Genomic DNA, 15,525 nt, shown 5'->3' on the forward strand with positions numbered 1-15,525 from the left:
TCAGTAGGCCTTGCCCAGGTCGGCCTTGGCGTTGTCCGGGGTGTACGCGCCGTCCTGGATGACGATGTCCTGCGCGACCTTCTCCCCCTTGGTGAAGGTGTCGAGGGTCTGGAAGGCGAGCGGTCCGAAGCGCGGGTTGGACTCCACGACCCCGGAGATCCAGCCGTCGACGATGCCCTGGACGGCGTTGCGCGTACCGTCGACCGTCACGATCTTGACGGCTCCGGCCTTCTTGCCCGCGCCCTTGAGGGCGTTGACGGCGCCGAGGCCCATCTCGTCGTTCTCGGCGTAGATCCCCGTGATGCCGGGGTTCGACTGGATGAGCTGCTCGGTGACCTGCTGGCCCTTCTCACGGGCGAACTCACCGGTCTGCTCGAACACCACCTTCAGATCGGGGGCCTTGGCCGCGATCTGGTCCTTGAAGCCCTTGGTGCGCTCGGTGGTGACGTTGTTGCCGGCGGCACCGAGCAGGATCGCGACCTCGCCCTTGCCGCCGGTCGCCTCGATCATCTGGTCGGCCGCGCGCTTGCCCTGCTCGATGAAGTCCGAGCCGATGAAGCTCACATAGTCCTTGCAGGCGGTGGCGTTGATCTTGCGGTCGATGGTGACGATCGGGATCTTCTTCGCCGCGGCGCTGCGCAGCACCGGGCCCCAGCCGTCGGAGTTGAGGGGCGCGATCACCAGCAGGTCGGCGCCCTTGGCTATCAGGTCCTGCACATCGCTGATCTGCTTGGAGAACTGCGTCTGGGCGTTGGCGGTCAGGAGCTTGACCCCGCGCTCCTCGGCCTCGGCCTTGATGGACGCGGTCTCGGCGATCCGGAAGGGGTTGGCCTCCTTCTCGGACTGCGAGAAGCCGACCGTGGCGGTCTTCAGGTCGATCTTCTCGCCACCGAACTGCGCGATGTCACACGTCTTGTCGTCGGCGCCGGGCGTCGCGACGACCTGGCCGCTGTCCTTGTCGCCGGCCGACGAGCTCTTGTCGGAGCCGTCGTCCTCGGACTTGGCGCAGCCGCTGAGTGCGAGAGCGCCGACGAGGCTCGCGGCGAGGACGGTAGTGGTGGCGGTACGGCGGGCGGCGGAAAGCTTCATGGTGATCCCCATCTCGGCGCGGGCCCGGCGACCGGGACGCTCGCGGGAGGTCGGCTCGTAGGACTGACGGAGTGCTGCGTGGATGTGCTGGAGTCGTTCGGAACGGTTTTTACATCGTTGTACGGAGGCTGTAAAGCCTTCGGGCGATAACCGGCCCGCGTGCGGGGGCGGATGACGCCCCCGGCGGCCGTCCCGGCGGCGGACGGGACGGTGTCCGGCGGGCCGGGCGTGCCGTCCGCGTACGGGGCGGCTGACGGCCCGTCGGCGCGGCCGGCCGGCGTCGTGAGGTCGGATGAGGAGGACGGCGTGGTGGACGGCAGGCCGGACGGTCCGGGCGTACCCGGGCGCACCGGCGGCGCGGTGCGCGCCCGAGCGGGCGCCGTGTGCCGGGCGGGCCCGGTCAGCCCCGGCCCAGGGTGCTCTCCCGCTCCACCAGCCGGAATTCGGCGCGGAGTTCACGGGGGCCGGTGCCGACCGGGTCCCCGGTGCCCAGCAGCCGGTTGACGACGGAGCGCACCGCGAGACGGGCGATGGTCTGTTTGTCCGGCGAGATGGTGGTGAGGGTCACCGCGCCGTAGCGGCCCTCGGTGATGTCGTCGAACCCGACGACGGCCACGTCCTCGGGGACCCGCAGGCCCCGCTCGGAGAGCACCCGCATCGCCCCGATGGCGATCAGGTCGTTGTACGCGAAGACCGCGTCCGGGGTCACGCCCGAGTCGAGGAGCCGGTTCATCGCGTCGGCGCCGTTCGCGTGGTCCCAGCCGCCCGTCGGGGCGATCAGGGAGTCCGGCGACGGCAGACCGGCCGCCTTCAGCTCCGCGCGCCAGCCGCGCAGCCGCAGATGCGACGGCTCGTTCACCCGGTCGGTCCTGGCTCCCAGGAAGGCGATCCTGGACCGGCCCAGATCCAGCAGATGCCGTACCGCCATCCGGGCGGCGGCCACGTTGTCGATCGCGATGTGGTCGTACGGCAGGTCGTACTCCCGCTCACCGAGCAGCACCAGCGGCGCGTCCTGGTCGCGCCCGAGCAGATCCTCGGTCTCCAGCTCGATCGGGCTCAGGATCAGCCCGTCGATCACCCGTGCCCGGAAGCCCTGGCTGACCAGGACCTCCTGCTCGCGGCGGCCACCGGTGTGGTCGAGCAGCACGGTGTACTCGTGCTCCGCCGCCACGTCGATGACCGAGCCCGCCAGCTCGGCGAAGTAGGGGTTGCCCAGCTCGGGCACCGCCAGCGCGATGATCCCGGTGCGCCCCTTGCGCAGATGGCGGGCCGTGAGATTCGGCCGGTAGCCGAGTTCGTCGATGGCCAGCTGGACCCGGGCCCGCATCGCCGGCGTGACATGCCGGTAGTTGTTCACCACGTTCGAGACGGTCTTGATGGAAACGCCCGCTCGTTCCGCGACGTCCTTGAGGCTGACGGTCACCGTATTTCCCCTCCGAGGCCGGCCCGAAGGTCGCCCCTGCCCAATCTCTACAACGTTATATACGTTGCGGGACGGGTCTTTGTCATGGCCCTGGACAGCAAGTGGAACGGCATGTTGTCATGCCAACTGCCGTTCCTTCCAACGTTGTACAGACTGTCGCAACGAGCCGCCACCCCCGGACCCCGCCGGAGCACCTCCGATCGGGCGGCCACGCACTGGCACGCACGCTTTCCGATCGCAGGCCACCCGACAGGGGCCGGCAGCAAGGAGGATTTGTGCGCATCCGAAGAAATCTGGCCCTACTGCTCGCCGCGGTCCTGGGCGTCGCCGGACTCACGGCGGTCCCCTCCGCGTCTGCCGCGGACGACCCGGTCGTGCCCCACGGCCTCAAGGGCGACTACTACTCCTCGTCCGCGCCCGGCGCCTTCGACTTCCACGAGCTGAAGGCCACCGGATTCGACCCGCAGATCGACTTCGACACCCTCGAATCCCGGCTCGCCACGGCCACCGGCAGCGCCGACCACGCCACCGTCCGCTGGACGGGGAAGATCGTCCCTGAACAGAGCGGCCCCCACACCTTCTCGATGATCGGCGACAACGGGTTCCGGCTCTGGATCGACGGCGAGATCGTCATCGACCACTGGGTCGACGACTGGGAGAACGAGCAGACCGCCGACCCGCTGGACCTCACCGGAGGCCAGGCCTACGACATCAAGGTCGAGTTCTTCGAGAACGTCGGAGGCTCGAACCTCCATCTGAACTGGACCGAGCCCGGTGGCGCGAAAGAGCCGGTCCCCACCTCCGCCTTCCGCCTCCCCGACGGCTACGCGTACGACGGTGCCATCGCCACCACCGTCCTGGCCGACGGCCGCACCCTGCGGATGGAGTTCGCCCAGGAGCTCGCCGCTCCGCCTGCCGGTCTCGCCGACCACCTCGACGCCGTCATCGGCGGCGCCGAGTGGCCGCTCGGATCGGTGAAGCGGGACCCCGCCGACGCCCGCAGCCTGCTCGTCGGCCTGGCGGAACCCGTGGTCGGCAAGGGCGGCACCGCCGACATCCGTTACGACGGCCGGGGCGGGCTCACCGCACAGGACGCGGACCCGGTGGACGCGTTCTGGAGCAGTGGCCCGAACAGGTCCGAGTACCAGCTCGCCACGCCGTGGGCCGAGGAGGTCGGCCCCGACAACGCGCTGCCCGAGTACCCCCGGCCGCAGATGACCCGCGACGCCTGGCGCAATCTCAACGGTGAGTGGCAGTTCGCCGCCGCGGAGAAGGGCGAGCGCCCGCCGGTGGGCAAGAAGCTGCGCGAGAAGATCCTCGTCCCGTACCCCGTCGAGTCGGAGCTCTCCGGGCTCGAACGGCACGAGGACCGGATGTGGTATCGCAGGACCTTCACCGTCCCCGAGAGCTGGGACATCTCCGCCGCCGGCCGCGACCGGCACGGCAAGGCCGGCCAGCGTCTCAAGCTCAACTTCGACGCCGTCGACTGGCAGTCCGAGGTGTACGTCAACGGCAAGAAGGTCACCGAACACAAGGGCGGCTACGACCGGTTCTCCGCCGACATCACCGACGCGCTCAAGCCCGGCCGTACGCAGGAACTGATCGTCGGCGTGTACGACCCGACCGACGCCGCCGACGGCGAGAACCCGCCGATGGGCAAGCAGCGCCTCGACCCGAGCGGCATCTTCTACACCTCCTCGTCCGGCATCTGGCAGACGGTCTGGATGGAGCCGGTCGCCGCCGACCACGCCGACTCGCTGAAGCTGACCCCGGACATCACGGCGGAGAAGCTGGCCGTCGAGGTCCGCGGCGTACGCCCCGGTGTGCCGGTCACGGCCACCGCCTACGACGGCGAGCGCAAGGTCGGCACGGTCAAGGGCCGTACGGGAGCACCGCTCAGCGTGCCGGTCCCCGACCCGCGCCTGTGGTCACCGGAGGATCCGCACCTCTACAAGCTCGACGTGCGCATCGGCGCGGAGCGCGCCGGCGGGGACCGGGTGGGCGGCTACTTCGGTATGCGTTCCATCGCCGTCGAGAAGGTCGACGGGGTGCCGCGCACCGTGCTCAACGGCAAGCCGGTCTTCCTGATGGCCACCCTCGACCAGGGGTTCTGGCCGGACGGACTGCACACCGCGCCGACTGACGAGGCACTGGCCTTCGACCTCAGGAAACACAAGGAACTCGGCTACAACTCCGTACGCAAGCACATCAAGGTGGAGCCCGACCGGTGGTTCTACTGGGCGGACAAGCTGGGACTCCTCGTCTGGCAGGACATGCCGTCGATGCCGAAGTCCCCGGCGGCCCCCGCCGCGGCCCAGTTCGAGCACGAGATGAAGGAGATGATCGACCAGCACGCGAGCAGCCCCTCGGTCGTCATGTGGGTCCCCTTCAACGAAGGCTGGGGCCAGTACGACCAGGCACGGATCGCCGACCAGGCCAAGGGCTGGGACCCGACCCGGCTGGTCAACAACATGAGCGGCGTCAACTGCTGCGGGGCCGTCGACGGCAAGAACGGCGACATCGCGGACGCGCACGGCTATCCGACACCGCTGCTCCCCGAGCCCGACGGGAAACGGGCGCTGGTCAGCGGCGAGTACGGCGGCCTCGGCCTCGCCGTACCCGGGCACGCCTGGCCTGTCCAGCACACCTATGTCGGCGTCGACAAGGAGAAGTACACCGACGAGTATCTGGGGCAGCTCGACAACGTGCGCGACCTCGCCTGCCGGGGGAGCAACGGGGCGGTCTACACCCAGATCACCGATGTGGAGGGTGAACTCAACGGGCTGCTCACCTACGACCGCAAGGTCATGAAGCCCGACGTCCAGCGGCTCAAGGCGGCACACGACGCCCTGATCCGCGACGCGTCCGACCCGGCGTCGATGGAGTGCGCGAACTCCTGACCGGGACCCCCGGGGCGCCGCACGGGCCTCATCTCCCGTGCGGCGCCCACCCGTTGGCCCCACCGCCCGTCCATGCCCCGCGCCGCCCGCACCCCCGTCCTTCCCTCGGCCGGGCGAACAGCGCCCACGACCGGGAATAAGCAGGTCGGAGCCCGGACTTGAAACTGCTGCTCACCGCGCACACCAGCCTGCGCGGCCACCGACGTCAGCAGCCAGAGTGAGGGATCACCATGCCCAAGGCGTACGTCTACACCCGGTTCGGCGGTCCGGAGGGCGAAGCCTTCCTCGACCTGCCGAAGCCCGTCCCCGGCCCCGGTGAACTCCTCGTCGCGGTCCGCGCGGCAGGCGTCAACCCCGTCGACTGGAAGCTGCGCACCGGCTACACCCGGCCGGGTGCCACGCCGAAGCCGCTGCCGACCGTGTTCGGCAGTGAGGCGTCCGGAGTGGTCGAGCAGGTCGGCGAGGGCGTCCGGGGATTCGCCGTGGGCGACGCCGTCTTCGGCAACCCCGTCACCGGCGGGTACGCCGAGTACACCCTGCTGCCCGCCGCGATCACGGCGCGCAAACCGGACTCCGTGTCCTTCACGGACGCGGCGGCCCTGCCGGTGGCGGGCGCGACCGCCTATGACGGCGTCAATCAGCTGGACCTGCCCGCGGGCGCGACACTGCTGATCACCGGCGCCGGCGGCGGTGTCGGGGTGGCCGCGACACAGATCGCGGTCGCGCAGGGCGTCCGCGTCATCGGGACGGCGAGCACGGGCAAGAGGGAGTTCGTCGAATCCCTCGGCGCGATCCACCTCCCGCCGGGTCCGGGACTCCAGGAGCGGGTGCGGGCCGCCGCGCCCGACGGCGTCGACGCCGTCTTCGACCTCGTCGGCGGGGCGGACCTGGAGGCCGTCGCCGGACTCGTGCCCGATCCCGCCAGGCTCATCAGCGCGGGGGACAAGCCGCGGGTGGTGACGCTCGGCGGCGCGGCCGTGGTACGGCTCCGCACGGCCGCCGTCCTCGAAGAGGTGGCCGAACTGGTGGTGGCGGGCACCCTGCGCCCGTACGTGACCCGGACCTTCCCGCTGGCCGAGGCGGCGTCGGCGCTGCGCGCGGTCGAGGAGGGCCACGCCCTGGGCAAGATCGTCATCGAGGTGGGCGCGTGAACGCCGCCCGCCGGCCGGCCCCCACGGCGTACCACCCGCTCGACAATCCCGTGCTCGCCGCGCTGACGGGGCCGCACGCCCGCTTCGCCGAGCGGCGCGGCCGGGTGCTCGGCTACCGGCCCGGGGTGTCGACCTGGCTGGCGCTCCCCGATGAGCCCGAGGCGCGGGACTGGGCCGACGCCGCCCTTCTCGTGGGGGAGGACGGGACGGCCACGCTCGCCGGGGCGCGCGTGGCGCCGCCGGAGGGCTGGGAGATCACCTTCGAGGTGGACGGTGTCCAGCTCGTCGACGAGTCCCCGGACACCGTCCACGACGAGGAGGCGGTGCCGCTCGGCGCCGCCGACGTGCCCGAGATGCTCGACCTGGTCGAGCGGACCAGGCCGGGGCCCTTCCGGCCGCGCACCATCGAGCTGGGGACGTATCTGGGCATCCGCCGCGACGGTGAGCTGGTGGCGATGGCGGGGGAGCGGATGCGCCCGCCCGGCTGGAGCGAGATCAGCGCGGTCTGCACGGCGCCCGAGTACCGCGGCCAGGGGCTCGGCGGCCGGCTCGTCCTCGCCGTGGCCGCGGGGATCAAGGAGCGCGGCGAGACGCCGTTCATCCAGGCGGCCGGGGAGAACGAGAACGCCGTACGGCTCTACGAGGCGCTGGGGTTCCGGCTGCGCCGCCGTATCCCGTTCCTCGGCATCCGTGTCCCGGAGCCGTCGCGTGTCCCGGCGACCGCGGGCGGCTGAGCCGGGCCGTGATCGGGACGGACGGACGGACCCGATGGGCGGCCGGACGGGATCGCCGGGCGGCCGGGCCGGCGCCGGGCGTGCGGGCGACAAGTCGACAAGAACGATGGGGCGGGCGGACGGCCTATGACGGCCGTTCGCCCGCCCCGGGCGGGGGAGGGGATCGGGGTCAGGTCTGAGTCCGCTGACTCATCTCGCTCGCCCGAAGGCCCGCCCGGTTGCGCATCCGGCCCGCCCTCATCGCGGCGGCGCCGCAGATGAGGCCCAGCACGGCGACGAGTGCGCCGGGGATGACGTTGCTGAGGATCACACCGCGGTCGGGGCTGGAACCGACGACCCATGGCGCGGCGACCATCCAGGCGCCCATCAGGCACAGGGCCCAGCTGAAGCCGTACGTACGGGTCGGGGTCGCGGAGAACACGAGGGCCAGGCCGGCGATCGCGGCGCCCATGATCACGTTGTGGACCACCAGCACCGGCTGGCTGGCCGTGTAGTGGAGGATCCACGGTGACAGGGCGATGAACAGGCCGGCGAGAAAGATCGGCCCGTCCAGCAGCGCCACATCGCGTCCACCGAGCACGCGGGCGTACCTGGCCCGCATCTCTGGTACGTCAGGGTGAGCACCTATGTCTCCCCTGGTGTCGGTAACACCGGGGCGAGAACCTGTGTCTCCCCTGGTGTGTGAAACATCGGCCATGAGTCTCGACTCCTTCGGTCATGAGATGTTCGACCGCGTTGCTCTGGATCGAGCGGTACATCACTATTCTGCCCCTTATTCACCCTTATGTGTAGTTGGGCGGTGCGCAAACCGTCCCGTACCTCATGGCAAACTGTTCGAGGCCGCTGGGCCGGACGGCCGTATCCGCGACGAGTCGGACCGGCTCCGAACGGGTGATGACGACTGATGAGGAACGGCACCGGCGATGACGTTGACAGATGACGGGACCACGCTCGGCGAGAGTGGACCGGCCGCCGCGTACGACTCCGCCGCCCCCGGCGTGGAGGTCCACGGTCCCGGTATCGACCCCGACCGCATGGCCGTCTGCCTCGCCGTGCTCGGCGAACTCGACAAGCTCGACGTCGACCACCCCGACGCCGTGACCGTGCGCCGCGCCACCGCCGGGATCTACCGCACCGTCAAACAGCGCCGCCGCCAGGAGCGCCGGGCCGCGAAGACCGCCAACGACAAGGCGGTCACCGAGGCGACGGCCACCGGTTCCGCCGAGCGCATCGACGACGAGACGCAGGGGCTGCTGCCGTCGTCCTCGGCCGCGGGCGAGATCGCGGGCATCCTCCAGCGACCGCGCTCCTGCTACATCTGCAAGACCCGTTACGTCGAGGTCGACGCCTTCTACCACCAGCTCTGCCAGCCGTGTGCCGCCGAGAACCGCGCCCGCCGGGACGCCCGTACGGACCTCACCGGCAAGCGCGCCCTGCTGACCGGGGGCCGCGCCAAGATCGGTATGTACATCGCGCTGCGCCTGCTGCGCGACGGCGCGCACACCACCATCACCACCCGTTTCCCCAGCGACGCGATCCGCCGCTTCAAGGCGATGGAGGACAGCGCCGACTGGATCCACCGCCTCAAGATCGTCGGGATAGACCTGCGCGACCCCGCCCAGGTGGTCGCCCTCGCCGACTCCGTCGCCGCCGAGGGCCCGCTGGACATCCTCATCAACAACGCCGCGCAGACGGTACGCCGCTCCCCCCGCGCCTACAGCGAACTGCTGGCCGCCGAGTCCGCGCCGCTGCCCGCCGGTGAACTCCCCTCCTCGCACGTCATCGGCGCGTTCGGCAGCGGTGCGCAGGCCGTGCTGCCCGCCGGCGGCGGCGAGGCGCTGAGCGCGTCGGACATCACCGGGCTGGCCCTGGTCGGCGGTTCGGCCACGCTCGCCCGTATCGAGGCCGGCACGGCGATCGACGCGGGCGGCCTCGTGCCCGACCTGCACGACACCAACAGCTGGATCCAGACGGTTTCCGACGTCGATCCGGTGGAACTCCTCGAAGTCCAACTCTGCAACTCCACCGCGCCGTTCATCCTGATCAGCCGGCTCCGCCCGGCGATGGCGGCGGCCGCCGGGCGCGCGTACGTCGTGAACGTGTCGGCGATGGAGGGCGTGTTCAGCCGCGGCTACAAGGGCGCTGGCCATCCGCACACGAACATGGCGAAGGCCGCGCTCAACATGCTGACCCGCACCAGCGCGCAGGAGATGTTCCAGACCGACGGCATCCTGATGACCGCCGTCGACACCGGGTGGATCACCGACGAGCGCCCGCACCCGGACAAGATGCGGCTCGCCGAGGAAGGCTTCCACGCCCCGCTGGACCTGATCGACGGCGCGGCCCGCGTCTACGACCCGATCGTGCGCGGCCAGAGCGGCGAGGACCTCTACGGCTGCTTCCTCAAGGACTACGCGCCGGCCAACTGGTAGTCCGCCAACTCCCGGCGGGCGGGGCGCCGTCCGCCGTGTTCTCCTGATCGTTGTCCGGAAGTCGTCCACCGTACGGACCCCATCGAGCGCGCCCGCGCTCATTTGGTTAATGTATGGCGCACGGACGCCCCCGAGGGACCCACGAAGGTTCCTCGGCCGTCCCCGGAGCGGCCTGCAACCAGGCCGTCGCCCTGCCCGAAAACCGGCGCCACCGCGACCGAACTGTCCTTGCCCCTGCCCCGTTCGGCGGTCGGAGCCCGGTGAGAGTCCGGAGCCGGCGTGCCCGGGGTTACGCGACACAAAGGAGTGCGCGGTGACACCTGAGAAGGCTCAGTACCAGAACGGCCCGGCCGAACCGGCCGGTGGACGGGGCACCCGCCCCGAGAAGCTCCGGAACATCGAGGTGTGGGCCAGGTCCGCCCCGATCAGACTGGCGGGCTACGAGGACGACCTCGCGGAGCCCCACATCCTCCAGGGCGTCGACTAGGACCTGTCGTTCGGATCAGGCCCTGGAGAGCGTCCACCCCGGTGCCGGGCGGGCCGTGTGCGCGGCCCGCCCGGCGTCGGCCGGCCCCGGTGCTCCACCTGTGTCCCCCCGCTTGCGGGGTGGCTCCGTGTCCGGCAGATATGGAGTCACCATCCGGGACGATCAGCTGGGAGACCCCGTGGAATGCCTGTCCATTCGCCCCCGGCACGCCGCGCTCGCCGTGCTGTCGGCCGGCATCCTGATCATCGCCGGCTGCGGTGAGGACGGCGCCGGCAAGGACGCGCGGGCGGCGAAAGCCGCGAACGCGGCCTCGGCGAAGGTCCTCCTCCAGTCGTTCGCGGCGCCCGGCCCCGCCCCCTTCACCGAGTCGACCGCGGCGCCGCCGCCGGACACGGCCCCCTCCCTCCCGCCGCCGAGCGCACCGGCCGAACCGAGCGCCCCCGGCGAGCGCCCCCGCGCGGTGCGCTCCGTCTCCGGCGCCACCGCCGGGCTGTACGGCGGTACGAAGTCCCTCACCAGTTGCGACGTCGACGCGCAGGCGCGGCTGCTCACCGCCGACCCCGCCAGGGCCACCGCCTTCGCCCGCGGCGCGGGCGTCGGCGCCGCCTCGGTCCCGAACTTCCTGCGCGGGCTCACCCCCGTCGTCCTGCGCGCCGACGTACGTCTCACCAGCCACGGCTACCGGGACGGGACGGCCGCCGCGCATCAGGCCGTCCTCCAGACCGGCACCGCCGTCCTCGTGGACGACCGGGGGCTGCCCAGGGTCCGCTGCGCCGGCGGCAACCCGCTGCGCCCCGCCGTCGCGCCGCGCGCCGACGCGATCCACCGGGGAACGCCCTGGAGCGGTTACCGGCCCGACCGGGTCGTCGTGGTCAACCGCAGCACCCGGGTGCTGCCCGCCCTGCTGATCGTCGCCGACAACGCCTGGGTCGAGCGCAGGTCCGGTACCGACGGCGACCAGGACAAGAACCCCGACGTGCCGCCCCCGTACTCCCCGGACACCGACGTCGTCGAGCCGTCGGCGGAGCCCCCGGACCCGACCGAAAGGCCCCCGGGCACCCCCGATCCCGACTGCCTCACCTCCGACGCCCCGGCGCCCGACGAGCCCGCGAACCTCTCGGCCCCGTCCGACTGTCCCTCGGCCACACCCACGGGGGAGCCCGACGGCGGTGTCGAGCCGGACGACCCCGTGATGCCGATGTCCCCGGAGCGGGAGGGTCCCGGCGTGACACCCGGCGGCGACCCCGGACCGCTGTCCGGCGGCGGTCCGCCGTCCGGTACCGGCGTCGCCTCCCCGGTGCCCGGGGACGTCCCGGCCGGTCCCGTCTTCCAGGGCTGACCGCCGTTCCCGGACCCCCGGGCCCGGCCGCGTACCCGTACCGGTGCCGTCCGACCAGTCGAGATATCCGACAAATAGTGACAGAGTGACTCCATGGTCGATCGGGAAGCGGGGCCCCCGTCGCTCCCCGACGACTGGCCCGCGAAGCCGGAACTGAGCCTGTCCCTCAACGGCATGGGCTGCTTCGACTGGGACCTCGGCAGCGGCCTTCTCCATCTGGACCGGGTGGCGCTGGGCATCCTCGACATGCGCGAGGACGACTACGACGGCACCCGCGCGAAGATCCTGGAGCGCCTGCCGGCCGGCGAGAACGAACGGCTCGACGCCTTCGTCGGGGAGGCGATCAGCCGCGGCGACGACGGTTGCGGCGCCTACTTCCGGGTCCGGCGCCGCGACGGCACCCTGCGCTGGACGCACGCCCAGGGCTCCGTCCGCCGCGACGCGACCGGCAATCCGCGCCGGCTCATCGGCATCATGCGCGACGCCACCCAGGAACTCGCCGACTCGATGGCGCGGCTCGAACTGGACGAGGAGCGCCAGCGCAGGACCACCGTGGTCGAGGGCGCCACGGCCGCCCTCGCGCACGCCAGAACGGTCCAGGACGTCATCGACGTGCTCAAGGGGTCCGACGGCCTGGAGCACCTCGGCGCCGACAGCCTGGTCATGGGCCTCCTCGAATCGGGGCGTGTCCACCTGGTCGCCGAGGGGCCCCCGGACTCCTTCGTACCGGGGACCCGCGTCACACGGGTGGACGAGGACTACCCGATGAGCGAGGTGATCCGCACGCTCAGCCCGCGGTTCATCGAGTCCCCCGACGACTTCGCCGTCTCCTACTCGGGGCTGTGGCCCCACATCAGCCATCTCGGCATCACCTCGGCGGCCTATCTGCCGCTGATCGCGCAGGGCCGCCCCATCGGGGCCGTCGGGCTGCTCTACGGCGACAAGACCGGCTTCACCACCGAGGACCGCAATCTGCTGGTCGCCCTCGGCAGCAGCATCGCCCAGAGCCTCCAGCGGGCCGTCCTCTTCGAGCAGGAGCACGATCTCGCCGAGGGGCTCCAGCAGGCGATGCTGCCGCGCCGTATCCCCGCCGTGCCGGGCGCGGAGATCGCCGTCCGCTACCGGTCGGCCCGGCTCGGCAGGGACATCGGCGGTGACTGGTACGACATCGTCCCGCTGCCGGGCGGCCGGGTCGGCGCCGTCATCGGGGACGTACAGGGCCATGACACCGACGCCGCGGCCGTGATGGGACAGCTGCGGATCGTCCTGCGGGCGTACGCGGCCGAGGGCCACACCCCGGCCACGGTGATGGCGCGCGCCTCGGTCTTCCTGCACGAACTGGACACCGACCGCTTCGCCACCTGTGTCTACGCGGAGGCCGATCTGGCCACCGGGGTCGTCCGGGTGGTCCGGGCGGGCCATGTCGATCCGATGATCCGCGACACCGACGGCGGATGCCGCCGGCTGCCCGCGGAGGGCGGGCTGCCGCTGGGGCTGTCGGCGGAGTTCGGCCGGCTCGACTATCCGGTGAACACCGTCGAGCTGGATCCCGGCCAGACGCTGGTCCTCTACACCGACGGTCTGGTGGAGATCCCCGGAGGTGATCTGGACGAGGGGATGCAGAGGCTGGCCGGACTGATCGCGGGCGGTCCGCGCGATCTCCAGGAGCTGGCCGACCGGCTGTGCGAGGTGGTGGACGAGGGGGGCGGCGAGGACGACATCGCCGTTCTGCTGCTGCGCAGACGCGGCGCGTACGCGGGCGGAACCGGCGGGAAGCTCCAGCAGCACGTCGGGCAGGGCGACCCCGAGGCGCTCTCGTCGGCGCGGCACATGGTCCGGGCGGCCGTGCGCGCGTGGGGTGCGGGGGACAGGTCGGACGATGTCGAGCTGGTGGTGGACGAGCTGATGACCAACGCGCTCACCCACACCGACGGCGGTTCGATCGTGACGGTGCGGGTCCTGCCCGGGGTGGAGCGGCGGCTGCGGCTGGAGGTCGAGGACCGGTCGAGCGCCCTGCCCCGGATCCGGGACGCGGGTGAATCGGGGGTCTCGGGCAGAGGTCTGGTGCTGGTGGACGCGCTGTCCGACGAGTGGGGCGTGGAGTCGCGCGGCAGCGGCAAATGCGTCTGGAGCGAGTTCGTGATCTCGGGCCACCCGGAGCGGGACGGCTGAGAGGGCAGCGGGGGGTGCGGGGCATTACAGTGATGCTAACTGTCCGTAACGCTTTCGTACTTGACCGTAACCGACCGCAGGCGATTGACTGCGGCTCCCGGCTCCCCTCCGCGAGACATGAGGCCCCCTTGACCACCGAGCTGCTGGCACCTCTCGATCTGGCCTTCTGGCATCTCGAATCCCCGGACCATCCGATGCACCTGGGCGCGCTCGCCGTCTTCGGGGCGGCGCCCGGCACGCCCGGCGCGCGGACCGCCGCCGACGACGGGGCGCTGCGGGACCTGCTGGCCACCCGCGCGGCGGCCGTCCCCCGGCTGCGGATGCTCGTACGGGACGTCCTGCTGCCCGTCGGCGGCGCCGCCTGGAGCGTGGACAAGGACTTCGACGTACGCAGACACGTCCGGCTCGTGGAGCTGCCGCCCGGGGACTTCGCCGAGGAGGCGTCGCGGCTCGCCGGGGAGCTGATGGAACGACCGCTGGAGCGGGGCATCCCGCCCTGGGAGATGTACGTGCTGGCGGGAGGGCGGGCGGCGGGCGAGGCGCCGGGCAGCGGCGGACCGGCCCGCGGCACGGAGGCCGCCGGTGGCGGACCGATCCCCGCCACGGAGCCGGGCGGCCGGCCGTTCGCCGTCCTGGTGAAGCTGCACCACGCCCTCGCGGACGGCATGCGCGCCGTGGCCATCGGCGCCGGGATCTTCGACGAGATCGCCGACGCGCGGGCCGCCGGCACCCGGCGCGCCCGTCCCGTCCCGCCCCGCCCCCGGCCGCCCGGCCCCTGGCAACTGGCCGGCATGGCGAGGAGCCGCCTCGGCGAGCTGGGCCGGGCGCTGGGGATCGGCGCCTCCGTCGTCCGGGCCAGCCGGCTGGACCTGCGCGGTACGCCCGCCCTCACGGCCGGCTCCAGCGGCACCCGGCGGCTCGCCACCGCCGTGCTCCCGCTGGAGGACGTCCGGCGGGTACGCAGGGCGCACGGCGGCACGGTCAACGACGTGCTCCTCGCCACGGTGGCCGGCGCGCTGCGCCGCTGGATGCTGGAGCGGGGCGAGGAACTGCCGGACCGCGACCCGCGCTCCGATCCGCGCGCCCTGGTGCCGGTCTCCGGACGGCGGCCGAGCCGGGCCAGGCAGGGGACGGGCGCGGGCGGGGGCTCGGGCAACATGCTCTCGGCCTATCTGCTCGGCCTGCCGGTCTCCGAGCCCGATCCCCTCACTCGCCTCACCGAGGTGCGCGGGGCGATGGACCGCAACAAGAAGGACGGTCCCTCACGGGGCGCCGGGGCCGTCGCCGTACTCGCCGGCCAGCTGCATCCGCTCGCGCACCGGCTCGGCGCGCCGATCGCGGGCGGCGCGGCCCGGATCCTCTTCGACGTGCTCGTGACGAGCGTGCCGCTGCCGCGCGCGACGCTCTCGTTCGGCGGCTGCCCGCTGCGTGAGATCTATCCGATGGCGCCGCTGGCGCGCGGTCAGTCGCTGGCGGTGGGGCTGACGACGTACGGCGGACAGGTCCATGTCGGTCTCGTCGCCGACGGCAAGGCCGTGCCCGACCTCGGAGGGCTGGCGAAGAACATGAACGAGGAGCTGGACGAGCTGCTCCGCGCGACGGCGCCCACCGTCCCCCCGGCCGCCGCCTCCGTGGAACGTGACATGTCCGCTGTGCCCGCCGTTTCCGCAGGAGCCGACCGGATCGGATAGGTCGGACAATTCCCGACGCGTGCTCTGGCGCAGTGGCAGACTTCGCTGCCTCCCAAGTGTTGACGGCGCCCAGTCATCCGATGAATATTCTGGGTGTCAACGTCGGG

11 protein-coding genes are annotated in these 15,525 nt (G+C 72.0%); 8 read left to right on the forward strand and 3 right to left on the reverse strand.

Features of this window, described 5'->3' with window-relative positions:
- Positions 1-1,089, reverse strand: a complete 1,089-nt coding sequence (locus ACZ61E_RS27645; RefSeq protein ID WP_469702634.1) for an ABC transporter substrate-binding protein — start codon at positions 1,087-1,089, stop codon at positions 1-3.
- Positions 1,090-1,489: 400 nt separating this feature from the next.
- Positions 1,490-2,512 (reverse strand): LacI family DNA-binding transcriptional regulator, encoded by a 1,023-nt coding sequence (locus tag ACZ61E_RS27650; protein ID WP_469702636.1) that lies wholly within the window; start codon positions 2,510-2,512, stop codon positions 1,490-1,492.
- Between the two features lie 275 nt (positions 2,513-2,787).
- On the opposite strand from ACZ61E_RS27650, the gene ACZ61E_RS27655 reads away from it, so the two are divergent.
- From ACZ61E_RS27655 to ACZ61E_RS27665, 3 genes are all read left to right on the forward strand, one after another.
- Positions 2,788-5,412 carry a PA14 domain-containing protein gene (locus ACZ61E_RS27655; protein ID WP_469702638.1) on the forward strand — a complete coding sequence of 875 codons (2,625 nt, stop codon included), beginning with the start codon at positions 2,788-2,790 and terminating at the stop codon, positions 5,410-5,412.
- 230 nt (positions 5,413-5,642) lie between these two features.
- Positions 5,643-6,563 carry an NADP-dependent oxidoreductase gene (locus ACZ61E_RS27660; RefSeq protein WP_469702640.1) on the forward strand — a complete coding sequence of 307 codons (921 nt, stop codon included), beginning with the start codon at positions 5,643-5,645 and terminating at the stop codon, positions 6,561-6,563.
- Positions 6,560-7,297, forward strand: coding sequence for a GNAT family N-acetyltransferase (locus ACZ61E_RS27665; RefSeq protein WP_469702641.1), 738 nt, complete (start codon positions 6,560-6,562; stop codon positions 7,295-7,297). The genes ACZ61E_RS27660 and ACZ61E_RS27665 overlap by 4 nt, the downstream gene beginning before the upstream one ends.
- A 169-nt stretch (positions 7,298-7,466) precedes the next feature.
- On the opposite strand, the gene ACZ61E_RS27670 is transcribed toward ACZ61E_RS27665, so the two are convergent.
- A complete protein-coding gene (locus ACZ61E_RS27670) occupies positions 7,467-7,994 on the reverse strand; it encodes an SPW repeat protein (RefSeq protein WP_469702643.1) in 528 nt (175 codons plus the stop codon).
- A gap of 337 nt (positions 7,995-8,331) precedes the next feature.
- On the opposite strand from ACZ61E_RS27670, the gene ACZ61E_RS27675 reads away from it, so the two are divergent.
- The 5 genes from ACZ61E_RS27675 (at position 8,332) to ACZ61E_RS27695 (ending at position 15,418) form a co-directional block, all read left to right on the forward strand.
- The gene (locus ACZ61E_RS27675) at positions 8,332-9,729 is read left to right on the forward strand and encodes an SDR family NAD(P)-dependent oxidoreductase (RefSeq protein ID WP_469702676.1); all 1,398 of its coding nucleotides are present in this window, start codon (positions 8,332-8,334) and stop codon (positions 9,727-9,729) included.
- Positions 9,730-10,042: 313 nt separating this feature from the next.
- Positions 10,043-10,216 (forward strand): hypothetical protein, encoded by a 174-nt coding sequence (locus tag ACZ61E_RS27680; RefSeq protein WP_469702645.1) that lies wholly within the window; start codon positions 10,043-10,045, stop codon positions 10,214-10,216.
- 127 nt (positions 10,217-10,343) lie between these two features.
- Entirely contained in the window at positions 10,344-11,555 is a 1,212-nt protein-coding gene (locus ACZ61E_RS27685) for a DUF6777 domain-containing protein (RefSeq protein ID WP_469702647.1), read from the forward strand.
- Positions 11,556-11,648: 93 nt separating this feature from the next.
- Positions 11,649-13,727: a SpoIIE family protein phosphatase gene (locus ACZ61E_RS27690; protein ID WP_469702648.1), complete on the forward strand. Its 2,079-nt coding sequence runs from the start codon at positions 11,649-11,651 to the stop codon at positions 13,725-13,727.
- A 128-nt stretch (positions 13,728-13,855) separates the two neighbouring features.
- Positions 13,856-15,418, forward strand: coding sequence for a wax ester/triacylglycerol synthase family O-acyltransferase (locus ACZ61E_RS27695; RefSeq protein ID WP_469702650.1), 1,563 nt, complete (start codon positions 13,856-13,858; stop codon positions 15,416-15,418).
- The last annotated feature ends 107 nt before the right edge of the window (positions 15,419-15,525 follow it).

It is taken from the genome of Streptomyces sp. NPDC104581, assembly GCF_055583685.1.